Here is a 21,565-nt window from a genome sequence, read left to right as displayed (position 1 = left end):
AATGACGACTTGCCCTTCACCCCTCGCACAGCGAAGGGTGAAGGCATCAAGAATATAAGGATGACAGGGTTACTTCAATTACCCAATGATCGCCATCATTTCTTCCACTGTCTGCTGACGACGGTACTGAACAAATTCGACCTGACCATCATTGATGGTATAGCCGTATACCGCCGCAGTGGGCAGGGAGTTGTAATAGAACGGATTGGAGAAGTAGTAGGCACCGGTGTCGTGCAACATGATGCAATCGCCGCTTTCCAGCTTGGGCATTTTGCGTTGGTGGGCCACTACATCACCGGCAAAACAACAGGGGCCAGCAACATCCTGTTCAACACACTCGCCGTTTTTGAAATCCCCTTCTGGCGTATAGGCAGAAAGACGCAGGGGCCAGGATTCCGGCATAAAGGTGGTGCGGGCAGCGATTTGCGAGCCTGCATGAGTTGTGGCGATATGACGCCCACCACTGTTTTTAGCGTATTCCACACGGGCCAGAATAGAACCGTTCTTGGCCATCATGGAGCGGCCGAATTCAGTTTTAATACGGAACTCACCGGTGAACAGGTCAGGAACATTTTCCTTCAGAAAGTCCGCGTATTGCTGGAAGGTAGGAGTCACCTTGTCGCTGTAGAAATTAACACGCAATCCACCACCAATATCGATGGACTCAATGCGCTGCTCACCGGCGCGCTCGTTCACTTCTTTGGCAAGTGCCACTACCTTGTTAAGTCCCTGAGCAATCAGGTCAAACGGACAGCCCTGTGAACCCACATGAGTGTGCACAGTTTTCATCCAGGGATGAGCCAGGTAATCCTGAATAATCTGCTCACGATTGCCTTCGTCTTCCAGAGGTACGCCGAACTTGGAGTGAGCGCCAGCGGTACTCATGGCTTTGATTTTGCCACTGCCCACCTGAGGGTTGATGCGGTAACCAATTTCACCGGTGTAATCATTCTGCTCTGCCATAATGGCGCGTACTCGCTCCATTTCTTCGAAGTTGTCGATATGCAGCGCAGCTCCCAGGGAAATCACTTCGCGAATAACGTATTCGGTCTTCGCTGGCTCATCAAAGACAATGTCTTTGCCGGTAAATCCAGCTTTCAGCGCTTGCTGCAGTTCGCCGGGGCTGGCCGTTTCCGCCAGAATCCCGCACTCACGCAGCAGGCTTAACACTGGTGTCATGCCATTGGCTTTAACCGCAAAGTGGTGGCTAAAGTGGCTGGGAAATGCCGCTTTCAGGTCGGCGGTGGTTTTGCGCACGCCCTCGATATTGATAAAACCTACCAGCGGCTTTTCAGGTTGCAGAAAGCCATTGGCAATAGCCGCTTTAGTCAGCAGTTCGTATTCCACATTGTTGGTGATAGCAGAACCGTATTCAGTTTCAAATTCGTGGTCGTTCATAAGTCCCCCTTGACTATAAAAATTGTAATCAAAAAATCGTTACTGACGGTTACTGCTTGCTCAGCAATAACTTCATCATTTCTTCTGCCGCAGCAACGGACTTTGTACGGATTAATTCTCGATCCGTATGATCGCCCATTTCGTAAGTTACCGCGGGTGCACCAAACGTTTTAAAAACGTAATTTTTGGAAAGAAACTTGGCAGGATTGTAACTGCCACCAGTAACTACCGGATGTTCTGGCAGGCGTTCATCTATCATTCCAATCCAGCGGAAGATGGTTTCCTCTGCGTCCGCTGGCTCGCTGTCTTTCAGCGTATAAATTACGTCTTTACCTGTGGAGTGAAAATCCACAAAAAAACGCATCCGTTCTTTTTCGGTATCCAAAAACCGTTGCAACTCGTTAATCACCACGCGGGTTTCTGCCTGTTCCATTGGCCCCCAGTCACGGTTCAAGTCGATGCCATTAACATTTTTGCGCCAATGACCGTGCTCAACACCATCGGGGTTCATATTAAACACGATCAACAGATTCACTTTGCTGCGAAATTCCTGCGCCAGCGGCGTATCCGCCATCAGAACATCGACAAAATGCAACATTCCCAAAGCGCCGGTAATTTCCGGGGGGTGCTGGCGGCCGGTCAGCACCAGAAAATCACCACTGTCTGAGCTATTGGTTTCCAGCTTATAGATAGGACGACCCTGCTCGCTACTCCCAATTTGGGTACGTGTAACAAACGGCTTTTGGGCCAGCAACAACTCCATTTGGTCGTAGTCATCGTTGTCGATGATTTCCTGACCGGCTACGTAAATGGGTGTCGGCCCAACATCGAGTCCGATGCGAACAGATTTACCTTCGTCCAACTCTACAACCTGATCTTGGGGAACCAGGGCCCAGGATTTTTTATCCAGGCTGGTTTTTGGGGCATAGCGGTGAGCTTTTTCAGTGTATTTCAGGGTCACTGAAATGCGCTGCTCACGATCGGAAGATACTTGGAAAGCGTACCAGGGGCTGTGGTGCGCCGGCAGAGATTCCGGCTCAATAGTTAACTCAAATTCTGTGGCACTAATTTGCTGGCAACCATCGATTCGCGCCATCTGAAAGTTATCGTAAAAGGCCACACCATCGTACTGACAAGCCGCTTTATCATCAGGTGGACTATTATCAGGCACACTGGCAACTTGCTCTTCATTACAGGCGGTCAGAAATACTGCTAAAACAGAGGCCAACAGAATCCGTATTACCAACACAAACCCACCTTTTACTAATCGTTATAAAAAATAAAAAGGGAGGAGAAACTCTCCTCCAAGCCTCGGATGGAAGCTAAAAGTATCCAAGACCTATCTTAGTAGTTGCTGGGAAACTTTCTATTATTAGTGTTTCTGATGGATATGCATTTTGGCTATGGTGGCCACCCCGGCTGCTACTGACTAATAAACAAGACTCTGTGCCAGCAACATTTACATAAGCAAAAAAAACCGGGAAGCAAATGCTTCCCGGCTCAAGACACTAAATACTATTTAGATCAGTCAAAAGTTTTTGTCACACTCAGTGAGAGGTAGCGTGCAACATTGGAGTGAAGTTCACCCTCGAAACCCAGGTCCTCAGCTGCAAGGGGTGGGTCTCTGTCAAACAGGTTATTGATGCCGAAGCGAACGGTACTGCCTTCGCCAAACAATCCTCTGTGGGTCACAGCCGCATTGAAGGTAGTATGGGATGGCAGGAAGTAGAAATCACCGTCTGCATTGCGTACCAGCGGCTCAAATACTTCTCCTACGTAGCTACCAAACAAGCTAGCTCCCCACACATCATCGTTACTGCGCCAGTTCACGCCGAGAGAACCACGCCATTCGGGGAAGAATTCCCTCTCAAGCTGGGAGCCTACTGCGGAACCCAAAGTAGCGGGATCAACACCTGCGGCTACGAGCAAATCACCGTCTGCACCTGGCTGCTGATCAAAGGTCTTCAGCTGAGCAGCGTTGAACTTGACATCAAAAGTACCGATATCGGTATCCCAGTTGTAGTTCACAGCGTAGTCGATACCATCGAACTCACGAGAGTTTACATTACGGAATCTCAGGAATATCTGCTCAATACGCCCCAGAGGGTTGTCGACGGTAGGTGCGCCACGAACAACATTGGGGTTAGACGAACCCTGACTTCTAAACAGAGCATCCAGTCTGGATTCATCTTCATCATCCAGACGACCCACTGTACCAGTGGCTTCGATCTTCCAGTAATCCAGGGTAATAGTCAGCCCATCAGCAGGGGTCAGTACAAAACCAAAGCTGGTGTTTTCACTCTCTTCTGGTTCAAGATCCGGGTTACCCGCAGTGGTCAGGGTGTAGTTACCATTTTCAACGCCCTCATTCAAATTCAACTGGCCGTCATTAATTGATTGCAAAGCAAAATCATCAACACCCGTTGTAATTGAAAGCCCTGGAACATTGAGCTGAACCAGGTTTGGTGCACGGAAGCCCTCGGAAAATGCAGAGCGGAACAGCAACCAATCAACCGGGCGCCAAGACAGTGCAATCTTAGGTCGAGTAATGCCACCAAAATCATTAAAGTCTTCATGGCGAACAGCGATTTGAGCGTCTAATGATTGTGCGCCTGGCACATCTGCCAAAATTGGCACCAGTAATTCAGCGTAAGCAGAAATAATTTTTCTGTCACCACCGAAATCCAAACGCACACTACTACCTGCAGCACTACTGAGGTTGTTAGGTATTACATTACCATCGGCGTCTGTAAGCACATTTAAAGGGTCAAAGTATGGTGTTGACCCATCAAACAGTGAATCGTTGTCTTCGTTCAACTCCTCTTCACGCCATTCAACACCCAAGGCAATACCTACATCGCCAGCGGGAAGGCTGAACAAGCTACCATTGGACACCTTGAAATCTGCCAATTTGATGGTAGATTTCGCCTGACGGTCAATTGAAGTCAGGAAAGGATCAATGCTTGACTGCGGGTTTGGTGTTGAATCCAGCGGACTTGCTGGGTCAGACGGATCCAAACCGGTAAAAACGTTATACGCGTCCGGGGTATCCAGCAAGAGCTGCTGTTGGAAGAGATTAATATTGATACGGTTTCTCGAAGTATCAGTTACATCTGCCTCACTGTACAAAAGCGCCGTATCGTAATCCCATTCACTGCTACCCAAAGTACCTTTAGAACCGATTAAAAATCGGTAGCTTTCCCCGGTTACTTCCACTTTACGTGGGCCAGCATCCAGTGCACGGTAATTGGCCAATTCAAATCCGAGACCTTCTACCGGAACCACACTGGGGTCCAGTCCAGCAATACGGTTGGGGTTTACGCGCCCATCATCAAACGTAACAGGGCCTAATGGGTTCCAGTAATAATCCGCCGATACGAAAGGACGGCGGCCGGACAATAGCGCAGCAGACTCCCACTGCCTGTAGGCTTTTGAGTAGTAATAGGCAACTTCACTATATACCTCATTACCACTTTCCAGTTCGTGATTCAGGAAACCAAAAACATTAAATCTCTCAACATCAGGAGAAATGGTGCGGAAAGTATTTCGGTTTTGACGAAACAGTTGACCTCTACCAACAGAATGATCGTCAAAGCAAAGGTCTTGGACGCCATCATTAATGGTTGGTGTAGTACCTGCGATTGTTAAGCACTCTCCCGCACCGGGGCCTTGTCGGCCAAGGGCATCCTGAAAACCAGAAACATCCGAGGGTCTTAAGCGTACCAAGCTATCAGTAGAACCATCATTAGGGTTAGTGAATGCAACAGTATCGCCGTTAGCATCAAAGAACCTCACTCTAGGCAATCCTGGCAGTCCTGAGCGCCCATCCAGGCGGTCGGCACTGGAGGTTACAAACTCTGCTGGTGCGCGGTTGAGGCCATTCGCATCAGCGGTGTAGTCTTTTTCAGTCGCAAGGAAGCCATTTTTCTTGGTAAAAGCACCGGTTAGCAACAAGTTAGTCGCACCGTCATTAAAGACAAAACCTTTGGCACCGCTGATGCTTTTCTCTGAACGGGAGGTATCTGTTTCATTACCGTACCGAACGGTAAGTTCACTACCTTCGTAATTATCTTTAAGAACGTAGTTAATTACGCCAGCTACGGCATCAGCGCCATACAGTGCAGCAGCACCGTCTCTAAGCACCTCAACGCGCTGTATACCACTTACAGGCAGGGTATTACTGTTTACAGAGGCAATGGGCACACTATCAAAACTACTGTTTTGCGTAATTGGGTGGTTCACCATACGGCGACCATTCACCAGTACCAGAGTATTACCCTCACCTACGCTACGCAGGTTTACCGAGCCCACATCACCACGTGCCGCATTCACACCGGTAATACCGCCACGAGAATCACCGAACCCGGTCGAGCCAATCTGCGGAATGGAACGAAGCAATTCATCACCTGAGGTAGCGCCGGTCAGATCAATATCGTCTGCATTCAATACAGAAACTGGCAAAGAGCCTTCAATATTGGCGCCTTTAATCTGCGAACCAACCGCAACAATTTCTTCATCAACTACCGCATCGTCTTCCTCTGCAAACGCCATGGAAAGCGGCGCCATAACCAGCAGAGAGCAGCAGGACGTAAGCCCGTTTGCAAACAGAGAGCTGAGTTTTGACTTTTTGGATATAGCCATCTTTATTACCCCTCATTTACTTCTTGATCTTGAAAGTTTGGTTTAAACCGTAAAAATTTGACGTTTCTAGACACGTCGGTACTAAATTTAGACAGAAACCAGCGCCTTTGCCACTAACACTAGTTAGCCCGCCTATAACCAATAGTAATAGAGAAGATGTCCTGGAAGACTATATGAATGAAGAAAACTTCCCCCTTAGGGGTAAATCATTGATTGACTAAACGCTTGAAAGGTATAACTATAGGCTATACACAATAACAATGACTTTCTAAAACATGCGTTTACGACACATCGAAGTATTTCATGCGGTGTATAACACCGGTTCCATATCTGATGCCGCCCGCCTTTTGCACGTATCCCAACCCTCGGTCAGTAAAGTGCTCAGCCACGCCGAGTTGCAACTGGGTTTTAAACTGTTTCTGCGCGTTAAAGGCAAGCTGGTGCCCACCTCTGAAGCGCACTCCCTGATTGAGGAGGTGCGCAAAATATACCAGCAAATCGGCACCATTAAAAAGACTGCCGAAAACCTGAAAGAACATACCCACGGTCATATCCGCGTGGTCTGCATGCCCGCACTGGGCCTTAACTTGTTACCGTTAGCTATTGAGCGCTTTCACGCCAAGTACCCACAAATTACCTTCGATGTGCAAACCAAACATTATGGTGAGCTGATTGACTCACTGTATGAGCACGAAAACGATCTCGGAGTAGTCTTTACCGACCGCGACCATCCAGGCATTGAATCACGACAAATCGGCTCCGGGGAGCTGGTACACGTATCCACTGATGGGGTAACCAAAGCAGACAGCGACAACCGCATTAAGCTGTCGGATATTTCTGCGGACAACTATATTTCGATCTTCGACAGTGGCCCTCTCGGTGATCTGCTCAACGAACGCTTTACCGAAGACAAACACCCAATCCCCAATGCGTTTATTCGCGCGCAAACTTACTATATGGCGAAAAGCCTGGTTTCCAGGGGCTTGGGGTATTCGATTCTGGATGAATTTACCGCCAATGCCCTGGGTATGGAAAACGTGGTCAGCCACGGTTTCACTCCACCCGTAGAGTTTGAGCTAAAGTGTTTCTACCACGGCAATCACCCACTGTCGAAAGCCTCGGAAGACTTTCTCGAATACATCAAAACTGCCTTCGAGGATTTGCACCGTCTCAATCAGGAGACGTTGCATAAAGGGCCTGCGTAAATACAAAAAGCAAATAGCCCGGCAAGAACGGCTCGCTCTTGCCGGGCTATTCTGATGAGAAAATCAGCAATCGGTGACGTCATTCACCTTTCGAGTAATACTTCTCCGCCACCGGATGCAAAGGAATAGCCACTCCGGAAAGTGCCTTGCTACGATCCAGACTGGCGCCACGCTCGCCGAAGGCGCTGAGTTCAACGGAACTGTCAAACAAACCATTGAGCACAGCTTCTACCTGAGCATCCGGAGTTTCCAGGTCCGCCACCAGTAAGGCAGTCACCGCCACGGTGTCGACCGGCGCGTCTACTCCGGGGTATGTGCCTGCCGGAATCTGGTGGGCCACATAACCATTGCGACCTGAGATCAGGCTATCAACCAACTGTTTGCCAAGGGGCAGCAACTTAATGTTTTCGCCAACACCGCGCATGTAGTTACTGGGGGAAGCGCTGGTCACAAACACCGCATCCAGATTACCAGCTACCAGTTCGGCAACCGAGATGCTTAATTCATAGGTACTGAAATCGCGGTAGTCAACGCCTGCCAAGGTCAGTATCTGCCGGGCATTGCCCTGAGTACCGCTGCCATCAGGGCCGATGTTGACGCGCTTTTCAGCCAAGTTCGCCAAGCTGTCGATACCCGCATCTGCGCGCACCAGTATTTGTACCGGCTCGGGGTACAGGCTGGCCAGAGCGCGAATGTACTCACTGCCATTGCGCTCAAATGCCCCGGTGCTGGTATAGGCAGCAATCGCCAGATCACTTTGAGTAATGGCAAAGCCGGTCAGTTGCTGACGCAACAGCGCGAGATTATCCCGAGCACCGGTGGAGGCCACTGCAGTCACCTTCACTGCCGCTTGCCCCATGGCTTTTTCAATACCCTCACCCAGGGCGTAGTAATCCCCCCCCTGAGTGCCACTTACCAGCGTATTGACGCCCTTCTCTTTCAGCACTTTCAAACTGGCTTCAGTGAGCAGTGAACGCATGCCGGAGCGCAGCGCGCTGCTCTCAACCGTCATGCCGCGCTCATCCAGGTCTTCAGCGACACTGGCCAATTCACCAGCGGCTCTTTGCTGCCAGCTGGTTGGCATCACTGCGTCGCGGGGATTAACGCTGGCATCGATCTCCGAAACCAGGCCCGGCTTGCCGGTGCTGGCCAACTGTTCAGACTCTGTACCAGCAGCGGATACTGACACCCAGGCGTCGTTGTCGTCGGCGTACACACTCAAGCCGTGAGCAGTAATCACATCGCCGCTTTGATTACCCTTATCAACCACCCCTTCAACACCTTTTTCCGCCGACCCCAGCACCTGATACAGGGTGGCGCGGTTTTGACCGCTCCAGTCGGAAAAGCGGTGGTCTTTCTGCAACTCAATATCGGCTTTGTAATAGATCGCAATACGGTCGCGGCTGTCGTTCTCCGCAGCTGAAAGCGGTTGGGAGCCGTAGCGGCGGAATTCAGTGACCTTGAACAAACCCTCGCCAAAGGTAGTGTCCAGGCGTTTTTGCAGGTCTCCCTGCAAGTTACTCACATCCGGGCCGCGAGAGCAGCCTGTCAAAGCAACGACAGCAGCAATAAGTGCGGCAACAGCAAATTTTTTCATGGTGTAATCTCGCCTTGTTTGTTACAGCCTTATAGTACGAATGGGAATGCCAGGAACAGCTGAATCACCAGTGCATTGGTGATATCAATAAAGAACGCTCCCACCAAGGGCACCACCAGGAAGGCCTGGGGCGACGGTCCGTGACGGTTCACCAGCGCCTCCATATTGGCCACCGCCGTGGGCGTTGCCCCCATGGCGAAACCACAGTGACCGCCGGCCATAATCGCCGCGTCGTAAGTCTTGCCCATCACCCGGAAGGTAATAAAGTAGGCAAACATCATCACCGCCATCACCTGCACAGCAATAATCAGCAGCATGGGCCCGGCCAGAGCCAACAATTCCCAAACCCGCAGCGACATCATTGCCATGGCCAGGAAGATGGACAGTGACATGGTGCCCCACAAGTCGATACAGCCATTGCTGATTTTGTATTTGCCGCTCAATTCGCACAGATTGGTGGCCACAACACCCAGCAGCAGCGGCATCAGGAATGACGGCAAGACCAAGCCGGCTGCCACAACAACGCCGTGCAACCAGGCACCACCGAGCATACAAGCCGCCAGAATCAACAGGGTTTCCATCATACGACGAGGGGTGACGATGTCTTTATCGTCCATGTCGTACGTCACCATGTCATCCGGCTCGATATGTTCTGCGGTAGGCTTCAGGTTGTGTTTTTTCAGCAGCCGCTCGGTAACCGGGCCACCGATCATGCCACCCAGCACCAGGCCGAAGGTCGCTGCGGCCATGGCGATTTCCAGCACGCCCTGCAGGTTGTAATGGCTGCCAAACAGAGCCGCATAAGTGGCGCCGTTACCATGCCCACCGGAAAGCGTGACCGAACCAATTACCAGGCCATAGAGCGGGTGCATATCGGCGGATGTCGCCATCAATACACCAATGCTGTTCTGGAGAATCAGCATCAGGGTGGCAACCCCGAGGAACAGAACCACTTTCGGCCCGCCCTTAATCAATAGCTTGACGCTGGCGGCCAAACCCACGGTGGTAAAGAACATCACCATCAGCGGGCTTTTCAAGCTCATATCAAAATCAAACTGAATATCCCACACCGAATAGGCAACGGCGGACAGCACCGAAAACACCAGGCCGCCTACCACCGGTTCGGGAATACTGTTGCGACTCAGAAAAGCCACTTTGTGGCAAAGCACGTAACCAATAGCGAGAATAATCAGCGCTATCAGCAATGTACCCAGGAGATTTACCGTAATGTCCATAGCAGATTATCTTTGTTGTGATATGTAGTTGTTTTTGCACCTACCCCGATGCGACCATCCATCCTAGCTCAGCGCTCACAAAGTCGCACTGCTCATTGGTTTAAACTTATAGCTCAAGGTTATGCGGGATTCAATCCGGTTCTACCCGTTCAGGGCAGATTCCAATGCTTTCTGCCAGCGATCAAAGCGCAATCTCGGCACATTATCAGATTGTGGCTGAAAAAAGGTTCCCGCACTGGGCCATTGGTGGTTGCCGGCGAGTAGCATCGCGGCACCGGCGGCGGAGGCCTCCACCACATCAGGCTTTATAACCACCTTTTGAAACAGGTCAGCCACAGATTGGCAAAACTGATCGGATTGAGACAGTCCTCCGGCCACCTTCAGCCGTTCAATGCCTTCACCTAGTGCCCCGGTTTCCAGAAAACAGCGGTACAGCAGAAAAACAATGCTCTCCTGCACAGCGGCCAACTTTTGCTGCGCCGACCCCTGACCAATAAAACGCGAAGTAAAATCAGCTTGCCAGTAAGGCGCGGCCAAGCCTCCTTCTCCATTTAAAAACAGCAGGTCGCCTTCACCGAGAGGAGCAATATTGTCCATGGCACATTCAAGCTGCCCGGCCATGGTTGCCAATGCCCGCCCGGCACCGTTTACGGTACCTTCTGCAATGTAGCCGCAATCCGGCAGAATGGTTTGCAACAAGCGTTGCGGGATGCCCTGCGGATCGCTGGTGGGTACACCAATAAAAGCACCGGTGCCCGCATTGATTACCGCCGTCTTGGAACCCCCCTGTCCGAGGGCAATAAAGGCGGTATTTTGATCACCACTGACAAGATTTACCGGCACTTTGTGGCCTTGCACGCGTAAATGACCCCAAGCCTCAGCCCCAGTACCAATACCCGGCAACACATCCGCAGGCACGCCAAAACTCTGTAACAAATGCGTATCCCAGGCTTCCTGTGCAATGTTGTAAAGCAGTGTCCGCTGGGCATTGCAGGCATCCACAAGAAAAGAATCTTCTTCCGTCAGCTGCTGAAGAATATAGGTACTGAGTGGGGCAATATACAGCTGTCCCTGCGCCAAGGCTTCCGCCACCGCTGGAACCTGGCGCAAACACCAGGCGATTTTACTGGCACCGAAATGGGCATTGGGAAACAGCCCTGTGCGCTGACGCACCTCATCCGGGCATAACTGCAAGGCACCAAGAAGCTGTGCCCCGCGGGTATCCTGCCAACTGATCACTGGCGTCAATGGCTCCCCGGTATCCTTACGCCAGCAAAGAAAGCTCGAGCGTTGAGTGACCAAAGCAGCACTTTTAATGGCTGAAGCATCATTGATTTGCGCCAGGCAGTGGCGCAGCGACTGGATTATTTCCGTTGGGCTTTGCTCTACCCATCCCGTTCTTGATGTATTAGTGGGCGTGCTGGTACTGACTGGTTGCTGGTGCAGATGAACCAACTCGCCACTTTCAGAAAAAAGTGCCGCCCGAGAACTTTGGCCACCTTGATCAAGTACCAGATACATAACGCTCCTGCAATCTAAGCCAACCCCAACTGCTCCCTCTGAGCAAACAGGCCAAACAAGCCACCGGTGTGCACAAACACCAGATCGCTACCCGCTGCAAAGCGGCCTTTTTCGATTTCGCTGAGCAGGCCGTGAAACGCCTTGCCGGTATATACCGGGTCGAGCAAAATGCCCTCCAGCTTGGCCAGGCGTTTAATGGTATCGAATACCGGCTGGGCGGCTACTCCGTAACCGGGCCCGATATAGTCGGCATTCACCGATACATTAAGAGCATCCAGCCAGGCAACATCTTCGAACCCGTAGCGCCTGCGCCAATCGTCAATATCTTCTTTCACTTTATTAACGAAATAAGCACTGTCATCAGAAACAGCCATACCAATGACCTGTAATTCCGGGCCAATGGCATCGGCGACACCAACGGTCAGTCCCGCCTGGGTGCCGCCGGAGCCAGAGGCAGAAACAATCGCCGCAGGTTTGATATTCGCCTGAGCAATATCCTCGGCCAACTCATGGGCACAACTGATATAACCCCACAGGCCAAGACCATCACTGCCACCGGTAGGAATCACCCAGGCTTTATTTCCCTGAGCCTGGTAATGACTTTTCCAATGAGAAAGGATTTCTGCCAGATTAGGGATGTATTCCCGCGGTGGATAAAAGCTGATTTCTGCGCCCGACAATTTATCCAGCAGCAGATTGCCTTCCGCCTCCGCCGGGCCGCCTCGTAAAACCAGATGTACCTTCATACCCAGTTGAGCACCGAGCAAAGCGGTAGCACGGCAGTGGTTAGACTGCACTCCGCCACAGGTAATCAAGGTATCGCAACCCTCTGACAGAGCATGGTGAAGAGTAAATTCCAGCTTGCGAACTTTATTGCCAGTAAGGCCACACCCGGTCATATCGTCCCGTTTGACCCAGATATTGCAGCCTACCTCAGAGGAAAGGCGCGGCAGAAATTGCAGCGGGGTATTGCGCTGGGCAAGAGAGAGTCTTTGCGGGAGATTGAGCATATTAAATACGAAGTGCGGTTGATCCTGTAGGCAGCAGAGTATAGCCTGTAATTCATTTTCTTAGGGAAGAGGAAGCGTTATGCCAACTATATCCATGTTTTACGGCTTAATTATCAGGATGTACTACTTTGATAACCAGCGGCACCATGCACCGCATATTCATGTTCACTATCAGGATGAGTGCGCAGTCATCGAAATACCCAGCGGAAATCTGTTGGATGGCAATTTGCCAAAAGCGAAACTTAAGCTGGTAGAGGCCTGGGTCGAGATACACCAAGAAGATTTAATGGCTGACTGGCAGCTTGCTATTAACGGTGATGCGGTTTTTAAAATAGACCCACTAAGATAGTTTGTAACTTCTTAAAGGCACTTATTCAAAGGAATTTACTCGTGACACCAGACGTTGTAAAAGTCGAGCCACTTGCGGGTTATCGCCTGAAAATATTTTTCGCCAACAACGAAGTCAAGGAATTCGATGTCAGCCCTTATCTGGATAAGGGCATATTCAAGGAACTGAAAGATAAAACCTATTTCAGCAAGATTCGCGTTGCCTTTGGCTCAGTCGAATGGCCAAATTCGCAGGACTTAAGCAAAGATACACTTTACCTGTTGGGTACAGAATATTGCAGCTAAACCCCTTGCGATAGTGGCGACTACCCCCGCCGCCACTTGGTACCTTCAGGAGAATCCTCCAGCACAATACCAGCAGCCTGCAGCTCATCGCGAATTTCGTCGGCGCGGGCAAAGTCGCGGGATTTTTTAGCATCTACCCGTTCGGCAATCAGAGCTTCAATGTTCTGCTCAGACAACCCTTCTTCACCGCCGCGAGACTGTTTAAACCATTGTTCCGCATCACCTTGCAATACACCCAGCATGGCACCAGCGGCTAGCAGGCGACTTTTGCTGTGGGCTTTTTCAGCACCTTCCGCTTTGTTTAATTCCCGCGCCATCTGATGCAATTCACTAATGGCCAGCGGGGTATTTAAATCGTCGTGCAACGCTGCCAGAAAAGCACTACCAGATAAATCCGCATCGACCGTTTCAACATCTTGTGCATCGCGCAGGGCACCGTACAAGCTATCCAGCACTTTCCAATTGCTGTCCAACATGTCGGCATTGAAATTCACATCGGAACGATAGTGGGCAGAAAGCAGCGCAAAGCGCAGCAGCTCACCAGGATATTCTTTCAGCAGCTCGTTAACCATGCGGAAATTGCCCAGGGATTTGGACATTTTCTCGCCGTCGATATTTACGTAACCGTTGTGCATCCAGTAGCGCACAAACTGCTGGCCACCGTGGGAGCATTGACTCTGGGCAATCTCATTTTCGTGGTGAGGGAAAACCAAATCGCGGCCACCACCGTGAATATCAATGGTGTCGCCCAAGTGCTTTTCAATCATCGCTGAACATTCCAGGTGCCAGCCAGGGCGGCCACGGCCCCAGGGGCTATCCCAACCTGGCTCGCTGTCACTGGACGGCTTCCACAATACAAAATCGCCAGCGTATTTTTTGTACGGCGCCACTTCCACACGAGCACCGGCCAGCATATCTTCCAGTGAGCGATTGGACAGTTTGCCGTAGTCGTCCATAGACTGCACCGCAAACAATACATGACCTTCCGCTGCGTAGGCATTGCCGGTGGAGATCAAGCGCTCGATCATGGCGATCATTTCCGGCAGGTGTTGAGTGGCGTAGGGAATAATGTCCGGCTCCAGGTTATTGAGCGCAGCCATATCCTCGAAGTACGCTTGGGCATAGCGGGCCGACAAGTCGGAAATATCCTCTCCATTCTCTGCGGCGGCCTGCATAATTTTGTCGTCAATATCGGTGATATTGCGAGCGTACGTTACCTCGCCGTACAACGATTTAAGTACGCGATACAAAGTGTCAAACACCACCACCGGGCGGGCATTGCCAATATGCACCCGGTTGTAAACCGTGGGGCCACAGACGTACATCTTTACCTTGCCTTCTTCCAAGGGGGTAAAGGTTTCTTTTTGGCCGCTGTGAGTGTTGTATATTTTTAAGGTCATTTTGAGTCCAACGCTTTGTTGGACGTTGGATGTTGGATGTTGGACGCAAGCCTCGCACTACGTCATCCCCGCGCAGGCGGGGATCCATACATCCGGCGAAGTAGCCAGATGGATTCCCGCCTGCGCGGGAATGACGATGTTTTGAATTACGTCAAACGTCCAACATCAAACGTCGAACGGCTATTTCTTCCAATTATCTTTCAAACCAATAGTGCGATTAAACACCAACTTATCACCGTGATCTTTCGAGTCTCGACAGAAGTACCCTTCCCGCTCAAACTGATAAGTGTGCTCCGCAACAGCCGCTTTCAGGCCAGCTTCACCTTTACAGCCGGTGAGCACTTTCAACGAATCCGGGTTGATATGATCCAGGTAGTTTTTATCACCACTGTCCGGCGCCGCTTCATTAAATAGACGATCGTACAGGCGAACTTCGCAATCGATACAGTCATTGGCATCCACCCAGTGAATAACACCTCGCGGACGAATTCCTTCCGGCGGGTTTTCGCCGACTGTTCCGGGAACAATAGAGCAGCGCAGCTCAGTCACCTCGCCCTGCTCGTTTTTAATAACCTCGTCGGCCTTGATCACATAGGCGCCACGCAAGCGAACGTACTCCCCCAACACCAGGCGCTTGAACTTCTTGCGAGACAGCGTGGTGTCTTCACTGAAATCGGCGCGGTCGATATAAATTTCTGAGCTGAATGGCAGGCTGCGCTCGCCCAGCTCCGGCTTGTTGGGGTGTGTCGGTGCGCTAAGCGTTTCCGCTGCATCCGCATTCGAAAACACCAATTTTACCGGGTCGAGCACACACATAGCCCGAGGCGCATTGTCGTTGAGGTCTTCGCGAATAAAGAACTCAAATTGCGCCATATCGACGATGCCATCGGTTTTCGCCACCGCCAAAGAATCACAGAAGTTGCGAATTGCCGCTGGAGTGACACCGCGACGGCGCAAGCCGGAAATGGTCGGCATACGCGGGTCGTCCCAGCCATCCACATGGCCGTCATCCACCAGATTCTTGAGCTTGCGCTTACTGGTCACTGTGTAGTTGATATTGAGGCGGCCAAATTCATACTGGTGAGGCTCGCTGGGCACAGGCAGGTTTTCAATAAACCAGTCGTACAGTGGTCGATTGGCGGCAAATTCCAACGTGCAGATGGAGTGGCTGATGCCCTCGATAGCATCCTCCTGGCCATGAGCAAAATCGTAGGCCGGATAGATATTCCACTTGTCGCCGGTGCGATGGTGGCTGGCCTTGCGGATGCGGTACATCACCGGGTCACGCAGATTCATATTGGGGGACGCCATATCGATTTTGGCCCGCAACACCATACTGCCCTCTTCCTTGTCGCCATTGCGCATGGCTTCCAGCAGGGCAAGGCTCTCCTCCACCGGGCGATCCCGATGAGGGCTGTTTTTACCCGGTTCGGTGAGGGTGCCGCGGTACGCGCGGGTCTGTTCCGCGTTCAGCTCGCACACATAGGCCTTGCCCTCTGTGATCAGGTATTTGGCCCACTCATAGAACTGGTCGAAGTAATCGGAGGCAAAGCGCACCTCGCCATCCCAGTCAAAGCCCAGCCAGCGCACGTTTTCCTTGATGGCATCAACGTACTCTTGCTCCTCTTTCTCCGGATTAGTGTCGTCAAAACGCAGGTTGCATACGCCACCGTATTGCTGAGCCAGACCAAAGTTCAGGCAGATGGACTTGGCATGGCCAATATGCAGGTAACCATTGGGCTCCGGCGGGAAGCGGGTCACCACCTTGCTGACTTTGCCCTCGGCCAAGTCTTTTTCGATGATTTGCTGGATAAAGTTGAGGGGTTTTGCGTCGTCTGACATTACTTGTACTCAAAGTTTACGTCATCCTGAGCGCAGCGAAGGATCTCGAGCTCAGTTAAAGCCACGAGATCCTTCGCTGCGCTCAGGATGACAGGATTCAGGCTGGGGATTATACGGCAGCCGCACCACTGTGTGTTAACAATAGCCCACACTCACCTGAAATTGCCTACTGAGCCCCCAGGCCTTACCATACGCCACTTTCCACCTACTCAACTTATCATCAGGAAAGCACCATGATTACCCTGCACACCAACAAAGGCGATATCGCCATTGAACTGGACTTTGACAACGCCCCCAAATCCGCCGCCAACTTCCTGCAATACTGCAAGGACGACTTCTACGCCGGCACCATTTTCCACCGGGTAATCAAAGGTTTTATGATCCAGGGCGGCGGTATGGATGCCGACATGAAAGAGCAAGCCACCCGCGACCCCATTGAAAACGAAGCGGACAACGGCCTCGCCAACGATGAAGGTACCCTGGCCATGGCCCGCACCATGGATCCCCACTCCGCCTCCAGCCAGTTCTTTATCAATGTGGCCAATAACGGCTTCCTCAACCACACCGGCAAGAACAGCCAGGGCTGGGGCTACGCGGTATTCGGCAAAGTCACTGACGGTATGGATGTGGTGAAAGACATCGAAGGCGTACAGACCGGCAACGCTGGCTTTCACCAGGATGTACCGACCGAATCCATTGTGATTGAGAGCGTGACTGTTTCTGACGAATACGCAGACAAATGAAAGATGTGAGATGAGAGGCGGGAGACGCAAGTGCGCCACCACGCTTCTCATCTCTCGTCTCCCATCTCACGATCATGACCACACTCTTTATCTCCGACCTGCACCTAGCCCCTGAACGTCCGGAAATCACCCAGGCGTTTTACGACTTCCTGAACGGCGAAGCCCGCGAAGCGAAAGAACTCTACATACTCGGCGATCTGTTTGAGGCCTGGGTGGGCGACGACGACCCATCGGAGTTTCTGGCCGACATCAAAAGGCAGTTGCGCAGTTTGAGCGACAGTGGCACCCATATCTATTTTCTCCATGGCAACCGCGATTTTATGGTGGGCAAACGCTTTGCCAAAGCCACTGGCTGCACCTTGTTGCCAGAGCACCATGTTATTGACCTGTACGGCGAGCGGGTTTTGCTGCTGCACGGCGACACCCTGTGCACGGACGACCTCGCCTATCAAAAGTTTCGCCGCAAAGTACGCAACCCTCTGGGCACCTGGCTGCTTGGCCGCTTGCCCCTGAAAAAGCGCCTGCAGATCGCCGCTGACTGGCGCAACAAAAGCATGAATGCCAACAGCAATAAATCCAGCAACATCATGGACGTTAACGGTGACGAGGTGGAACGGTTTTTCAACCAATTTGGGGTAAAAACAATGATCCATGGCCACACCCACCGCCCCGCGCGGCATCACCACGATGGCGGCGAACGTATCGTGTTGGGGGACTGGCACCATCACGGTTGGGTATTAACCGCCGATGAAAACTGTCTGGAATTGAGCAGCTTTGCCATATCGCCAGAGAACTGATGCGTCTTTACGAGGTCTGTGAATCACACGAATAAAGCAGACACTCCATGCATATCAAACACCTGTTGCTGACAATTTTTCTGCTGCTTACCTTCCCTGTTTCAGCCCTGGAAATAGCAGAAATTGAAGCGCTTTTTGCTCATAACAAAGTCTCCGAACTGCAAGCCCTGAAAAAATCCACCACCGACACTGGTTACCAAGCATTATTTCTGGATTACCGCCTGGCGGCAGCACTGATTCAAAATGGCGACAAAAAACCCGCCAAAACAATTCTTAATAGCGCCATTAAAAATGCCAAAGTGGCAATAAAAACTGCACCTGAATCGTTGCACAGTGAATATCAGGCGCTGCTGGGCGCGCTGTACGGATTGAAAATTATCGTTAAACCATTTTCCGCCATCGGCCTGAATCGCAAAGCCACCAAAGCGCTCAAAGCATCACAAGCACTGCAAGCCGAAAATCCACGGGCTCTGTTGATGTTAGGGGTTGCGAAATTCCAGACTCCAGCATTGTTTGGTGGCAGCAGCCAAGAAGCGCTGGCCCTGTTACAGCAGGGATTAAAAGCCAGCGAAAAGAATAGTCAGATAAATTGGGGTACCGTTGATTTGCATCTTTGGCTGGGGCGGGTTCTCAGCAAACGAAAGCAGCCAGATTTGGCGTTGACGCATTATCAAAAAGCGTTGGAGATTTCTCCAGATAATTACTGGGTAATTGAAGCCATGAAGGGCAATGGGTTTGATGCAGGTAAAGAAGAGTAATACATCGTCATTCCCGCGAACGCGGGAATCCATTTACCTCAGAAATTACAGACTTTAGTGCCATACACAATATGGATCCCCGCCTACGCGGGGATGACGGCAGGATATTATCGATACTCTCTATCTGTACTCCGCAAAAAACTCCAGCCTGGCTATCCGCCCCACTCTATCCCTCCAAAGAATGACCAAAACCCACCAAAACGCCCGCCACACACCAATCTGCTCAAATTTACGGGAATCTGTCACCAGTGTCTGAGCCAACTGAACCGGTTGGGTGTGCTCAAGTAATTTTTCGCTAAAGCGAATATCCTCCATCAACTCATCCGGGTAACCACCCAGTCGTTGGAATAATTTTCGGCGCACAAAAATACCCTGATCACCATACATAATTCCGGTTTTCCGAAAGCGGCTATTGTGCAACAGGGATATTAGTTTCAGCCCCCAGTGGGAGCCGGAAAATCGATGGTGGAATACACCGGCATCGTCACTACAGTTTTTAATAGCGGTCAAAGCATCAACAGGCAAAATGGTATCTGCATGTAAAAACAGCAGCCATTCACCACGGGCTTTGCGAGCAGCGGCGTTCATTTGTGATGCGCGCCCTTTGGGGGCTGCCATCACATCCAATGGCAAACGATCCATATAGCGGTGGGCAATCGCCACGGTATTATCCGTGCTGCCTCCGTCGCAAATGATTACCTCCGTTGACCCTTGTTGCGACAGCAGCGCTTCCAGCGTCGCAGGGAGAGCGCGCTCCTCATTAAGAGTGGGAACAATGACTGAAATCATACTGCCGCCTGCAACCAGCCAGGCAATGCACCTTGCACACTGGCCTGAAACTGCTGTTGGCTGGCGCCAAAATAATCAAACACGCCATCCAGTTCGGCAAAAATCTGTTCGCTCAGATGCAGATATTCCTGAGAAAGGCGCACCACGTCAGTAGCCTCCAGGCCTTCATCCGCAATCGCTCTATCCAGTTCCCGCAACCCAAACGTATGGTGGGCTACCTCTTGGTGAACAATAATATGGCGCAGTTTTTTCAGGCCCAGGCGGCGCTGCTCCATTTGGCTGTCGATGGCTCGTAGTACTGTTTCACCCATACCTTCCAGAACAATTTGCACGGCCAATACTGATTCCGCGTAACGACCATCTTGAACCGCCTGAACACAGCGCCGATACAGAGTTTCCATAGCCGGGGAATGAACCAGATTGCGCCGTGCTTTGGGAGCCACCCACAACATACCCGCCTGAATCGTTCTGGCATGAAACATTTCCTGACGGGATTGGGAGCGAAGAAATTTGGCGACTTTGGGGGATGACTCTGCCTTTAGCTGCGCCTGCAGTCGGGCACAATCGGCGGCCACCTCTTCCCCCCGCTTGAGAACTTGCAGCATGCGGGCAATTTGTATCGCTTCATCGGGGGCAAAATGCATCGGCGGAGTTCCGGAAAACAAGTTGCTATTGAGAGTACGCAACCATTCTCAGGTTCCCCACAGGCGATTATGAATGCCAGCGACTGACCCGGGCACTGACAACCATAATCAGCAGCACTCCACTGGTAAATAAATAGAGTCCAAGATGGGTATCGATATCCGCTATCACAGTGAGTTTGACACCCACAATCAGCATGGCCACCACAAACACATCCAGCATCGACCAGCGACCGTAGCGGTGCATCAATTCCAGCAGGCGGGCAAGGGTTTGGCCACCTTGCTGACGGCCGAACAACTCTTTAGAAAACAACAATCGCCCCAGCACGGCAATTTTCAGCAGTGGCAGCACCACACTGAATAGCACAATCAACACAAACAGAATCAACTGACCATCGCTGGCCAGCTTCCACAAGCCAGAGGCGATGGAGATGGTGTTGTCGAAAATATAGAACTGTTCAATAGTGGCCACAGGCAACCACAAACCGGCGATAAAAAAGCCCGCGGCAATTACCAGCAGCGCTTGCAACAAACAGCGTTCGCCACGGCTGGCAACGGCCACTACAGTGTCACCGGGCCGGAGTGGAAGCGGAACTCAGCATCGGGGGACTCAATCAACTCTTGCTCCTTGGCACGCACCCGTTGAACTCGCTCATCAATGCTCGCCCCTGCCACCTTCTCCGCCAGGCTCAGATAATCCTTGAAATGACGCGCCTCGGATTTCAGCAGGGAGTTGTAGAACTTTTCCAGCTCCGGATCCAGGTGGGGCGCCAGCTTGGCAAAGCGCTCGCAGGAACGGGCTTCGATAAAGGCGCCAATAATCAGGGTATCTACCAATTTATCCGGTTCCTGGGTGCGCACCAGTTTACGCAGTTCACCGGCATAACGCGCCGCAGACAGTTGCATGTAGGGAACCTGGCGATCTTTCATAATGGCCAGCACCTGTTCGAAATGGCGTAGCTCCTCCCTGGCCAGTTTGGACATTTTGTTGAGTAGTTCAAAACTGGCCACGTAGTGGCCTTTTTTCGGCGCAAAACCCTCAGCCGGTGAGCTGCCATACTTCCAGATCAGTGCCTGAGCCGACTGGGCCGCCTTGAGTTCGCAGTTGGCGTGATCAATCAGCAGAATATGGGGGTTTTGCAAGGCGGCTTCGATCCAGGCATCCGGGGTTTCACAAGGCAGGAAGTCGAGCAGTACATCAAGGTCGGTCATGGCGGTTATTGGCAAAGATAGCGGGTAAAAAGAAAGCCCGCAGTTTACCTGTGGGCTTAGGGAAATTACAGACTGCTTCGAGCCACTGGCTACGGGCCGCGAGCAGACCGAGTGGGTCTGTCATTCTGAGCGCAGCGAAGAAT

At 51.6% G+C, this 21,565-nt stretch carries 19 protein-coding genes; 6 read left to right on the top strand and 13 right to left on the bottom strand.

Annotation, left to right across the window (positions count from 1 at the left end; genetic code table 11):
- Window positions 1-78: 78 nt before the first annotated feature.
- The 3 genes from QSV34_RS07100 to QSV34_RS07090 form a co-directional block, all read right to left on the bottom strand.
- Window positions 79-1,398: a type III PLP-dependent enzyme domain-containing protein gene (locus QSV34_RS07100; protein WP_289153236.1), complete on the bottom strand. Its 1,320-nt coding sequence runs from the start codon at window positions 1,396-1,398 to the stop codon at window positions 79-81.
- A 49-nt stretch (window positions 1,399-1,447) separates the two neighbouring features.
- Entirely contained in the window at window positions 1,448-2,647 is a 1,200-nt protein-coding gene (locus QSV34_RS07095) for a M14 family metallopeptidase (RefSeq protein ID WP_289153234.1), read from the bottom strand.
- Between the two features lie 275 nt (window positions 2,648-2,922).
- On the bottom strand, window positions 2,923-6,039 hold the full coding sequence (locus tag QSV34_RS07090) for a TonB-dependent receptor domain-containing protein (protein ID WP_289153233.1): 3,117 nt from the start codon (window positions 6,037-6,039) through the stop codon (window positions 2,923-2,925).
- A 275-nt stretch (window positions 6,040-6,314) separates the two neighbouring features.
- Here QSV34_RS07090 and QSV34_RS07085 point away from each other — a divergent pair, with 275 nt between their 5' ends.
- On the top strand, window positions 6,315-7,244 hold the full coding sequence (locus QSV34_RS07085) for a LysR family transcriptional regulator (RefSeq protein WP_289153231.1): 930 nt from the start codon (window positions 6,315-6,317) through the stop codon (window positions 7,242-7,244).
- Window positions 7,245-7,323: 79 nt separating this feature from the next.
- Here QSV34_RS07085 and QSV34_RS07080 read toward each other — a convergent pair whose 3' ends face one another.
- The 4 genes from QSV34_RS07080 to QSV34_RS07065 all read right to left on the bottom strand — a co-directional run bounded on the left by QSV34_RS07080 (window position 7,324) and on the right by QSV34_RS07065 (window position 12,607).
- Window positions 7,324-8,841 carry a TAXI family TRAP transporter solute-binding subunit gene (locus QSV34_RS07080; RefSeq protein WP_289153229.1) on the bottom strand — a complete coding sequence of 506 codons (1,518 nt, stop codon included), beginning with the start codon at window positions 8,839-8,841 and terminating at the stop codon, window positions 7,324-7,326.
- A gap of 29 nt (window positions 8,842-8,870) precedes the next feature.
- A complete protein-coding gene (gene gltS, locus QSV34_RS07075; protein WP_289153227.1) occupies window positions 8,871-10,076 on the bottom strand; it encodes a sodium/glutamate symporter in 1,206 nt (401 codons plus the stop codon).
- A 141-nt stretch (window positions 10,077-10,217) separates the two neighbouring features.
- Entirely contained in the window at window positions 10,218-11,597 is a 1,380-nt protein-coding gene (locus QSV34_RS07070) for an FGGY family carbohydrate kinase (protein ID WP_289153226.1), read from the bottom strand.
- Between the two features lie 14 nt (window positions 11,598-11,611).
- Complete coding sequence (locus QSV34_RS07065) at window positions 11,612-12,607, bottom strand: D-cysteine desulfhydrase family protein (RefSeq protein ID WP_289153224.1); 996 nt, start codon at window positions 12,605-12,607, stop codon at window positions 11,612-11,614.
- Between the two features lie 79 nt (window positions 12,608-12,686).
- Between QSV34_RS07065 and QSV34_RS07060 the strand changes: the two genes are divergently transcribed.
- Window positions 12,687-12,956, top strand: a complete 270-nt coding sequence (locus QSV34_RS07060; protein WP_289153222.1) for a DUF4160 domain-containing protein — start codon at window positions 12,687-12,689, stop codon at window positions 12,954-12,956.
- A gap of 41 nt (window positions 12,957-12,997) precedes the next feature.
- Window positions 12,998-13,240 carry a DUF2442 domain-containing protein gene (locus tag QSV34_RS07055; protein ID WP_289153220.1) on the top strand — a complete coding sequence of 81 codons (243 nt, stop codon included), beginning with the start codon at window positions 12,998-13,000 and terminating at the stop codon, window positions 13,238-13,240.
- Between the two features lie 20 nt (window positions 13,241-13,260).
- Here the strand turns inward: QSV34_RS07055 and cysS are convergent, their stop codons facing one another.
- Both cysS and QSV34_RS07045 read right to left on the bottom strand, forming a co-directional pair.
- Window positions 13,261-14,640: a cysteine--tRNA ligase gene (gene cysS, locus QSV34_RS07050; protein WP_289153218.1), complete on the bottom strand. Its 1,380-nt coding sequence runs from the start codon at window positions 14,638-14,640 to the stop codon at window positions 13,261-13,263.
- A 180-nt stretch (window positions 14,641-14,820) separates the two neighbouring features.
- Window positions 14,821-16,482 (bottom strand): glutamine--tRNA ligase/YqeY domain fusion protein, encoded by a 1,662-nt coding sequence (locus QSV34_RS07045; protein WP_289153216.1) that lies wholly within the window; start codon window positions 16,480-16,482, stop codon window positions 14,821-14,823.
- 233 nt (window positions 16,483-16,715) lie between these two features.
- Between QSV34_RS07045 and QSV34_RS07040 the strand changes: the two genes are divergently transcribed.
- The 3 genes from QSV34_RS07040 to QSV34_RS07030 all read left to right on the top strand — a co-directional run bounded on the left by QSV34_RS07040 (window position 16,716) and on the right by QSV34_RS07030 (window position 18,780).
- On the top strand, window positions 16,716-17,225 hold the full coding sequence (locus tag QSV34_RS07040) for a peptidylprolyl isomerase (protein WP_289153214.1): 510 nt from the start codon (window positions 16,716-16,718) through the stop codon (window positions 17,223-17,225).
- A 74-nt stretch (window positions 17,226-17,299) separates the two neighbouring features.
- A complete protein-coding gene (locus tag QSV34_RS07035) occupies window positions 17,300-18,022 on the top strand; it encodes a UDP-2,3-diacylglucosamine diphosphatase (protein WP_289153213.1) in 723 nt (240 codons plus the stop codon).
- A 47-nt stretch (window positions 18,023-18,069) separates the two neighbouring features.
- Entirely contained in the window at window positions 18,070-18,780 is a 711-nt protein-coding gene (locus QSV34_RS07030) for a tetratricopeptide repeat protein (RefSeq protein ID WP_289153212.1), read from the top strand.
- 120 nt (window positions 18,781-18,900) lie between these two features.
- Here the strand turns inward: QSV34_RS07030 and QSV34_RS07025 are convergent, their stop codons facing one another.
- The 4 genes from QSV34_RS07025 to QSV34_RS07010 form a co-directional block, all read right to left on the bottom strand.
- The gene (locus tag QSV34_RS07025) at window positions 18,901-19,569 is read right to left on the bottom strand and encodes a TIGR04283 family arsenosugar biosynthesis glycosyltransferase (RefSeq protein ID WP_289153210.1); all 669 of its coding nucleotides are present in this window, start codon (window positions 19,567-19,569) and stop codon (window positions 18,901-18,903) included.
- A complete protein-coding gene (locus tag QSV34_RS07020; RefSeq protein ID WP_289153208.1) occupies window positions 19,566-20,213 on the bottom strand; it encodes a hypothetical protein in 648 nt (215 codons plus the stop codon). Before QSV34_RS07020 ends, QSV34_RS07025 begins: the two co-directional genes overlap by 4 nt.
- 67 nt (window positions 20,214-20,280) lie before the next feature.
- Window positions 20,281-20,772 (bottom strand): paraquat-inducible protein A, encoded by a 492-nt coding sequence (locus QSV34_RS07015; protein ID WP_289153207.1) that lies wholly within the window; start codon window positions 20,770-20,772, stop codon window positions 20,281-20,283.
- On the bottom strand, window positions 20,772-21,422 hold the full coding sequence (locus QSV34_RS07010) for a MiaE family protein (RefSeq protein WP_289153206.1): 651 nt from the start codon (window positions 21,420-21,422) through the stop codon (window positions 20,772-20,774). The genes QSV34_RS07015 and QSV34_RS07010 overlap by 1 nt, the downstream gene beginning before the upstream one ends.
- Window positions 21,423-21,565 lie beyond the last annotated feature (143 nt).

The organism is Porticoccus sp. W117 (genome assembly GCF_030341905.1).
GTDB lineage: Bacteria > Pseudomonadota > Gammaproteobacteria > Pseudomonadales > Porticoccaceae > SCSIO-12696.
The sequence above is the reverse complement of the archived record's forward strand: the minus strand, read 5'-3'. Positions and strand labels throughout refer to the sequence as shown.

Bases quoted from the DNA above. Each gene is read 5' to 3' on its own strand.
- QSV34_RS07100 (WP_289153236.1), bottom strand. From the start codon at position 1,398: ATGAACGACCACGAATTTGAAACTGAATACGGTTCTGCTATCACCAAC.
- QSV34_RS07090 (WP_289153233.1), bottom strand. From the start codon at position 6,039: ATGGCTATATCCAAAAAGTCAAAACTCAGCTCTCTGTTTGCAAACGGG.
- QSV34_RS07085 (WP_289153231.1), top strand. From the start codon at position 6,315: ATGCGTTTACGACACATCGAAGTATTTCATGCGGTGTATAACACCGGT.
- QSV34_RS07080 (WP_289153229.1), bottom strand. From the start codon at position 8,841: ATGAAAAAATTTGCTGTTGCCGCACTTATTGCTGCTGTCGTTGCTTTG.
- gltS (WP_289153227.1), bottom strand. From the start codon at position 10,076: ATGGACATTACGGTAAATCTCCTGGGTACATTGCTGATAGCGCTGATT.
- QSV34_RS07070 (WP_289153226.1), bottom strand. From the start codon at position 11,597: ATGTATCTGGTACTTGATCAAGGTGGCCAAAGTTCTCGGGCGGCACTT.
- QSV34_RS07065 (WP_289153224.1), bottom strand. From the start codon at position 12,607: ATGCTCAATCTCCCGCAAAGACTCTCTCTTGCCCAGCGCAATACCCCG.
- QSV34_RS07060 (WP_289153222.1), top strand. From the start codon at position 12,687: ATGCCAACTATATCCATGTTTTACGGCTTAATTATCAGGATGTACTAC.
- cysS (WP_289153218.1), bottom strand. From the start codon at position 14,640: ATGACCTTAAAAATATACAACACTCACAGCGGCCAAAAAGAAACCTTT.
- QSV34_RS07045 (WP_289153216.1), bottom strand. From the start codon at position 16,482: ATGTCAGACGACGCAAAACCCCTCAACTTTATCCAGCAAATCATCGAA.
- QSV34_RS07040 (WP_289153214.1), top strand. From the start codon at position 16,716: ATGATTACCCTGCACACCAACAAAGGCGATATCGCCATTGAACTGGAC.
- QSV34_RS07035 (WP_289153213.1), top strand. From the start codon at position 17,300: ATGACCACACTCTTTATCTCCGACCTGCACCTAGCCCCTGAACGTCCG.
- QSV34_RS07030 (WP_289153212.1), top strand. From the start codon at position 18,070: ATGCATATCAAACACCTGTTGCTGACAATTTTTCTGCTGCTTACCTTC.
- QSV34_RS07025 (WP_289153210.1), bottom strand. From the start codon at position 19,569: ATGATTTCAGTCATTGTTCCCACTCTTAATGAGGAGCGCGCTCTCCCT.
- QSV34_RS07020 (WP_289153208.1), bottom strand. From the start codon at position 20,213: ATGCATTTTGCCCCCGATGAAGCGATACAAATTGCCCGCATGCTGCAA.
- QSV34_RS07010 (WP_289153206.1), bottom strand. From the start codon at position 21,422: ATGACCGACCTTGATGTACTGCTCGACTTCCTGCCTTGTGAAACCCCG.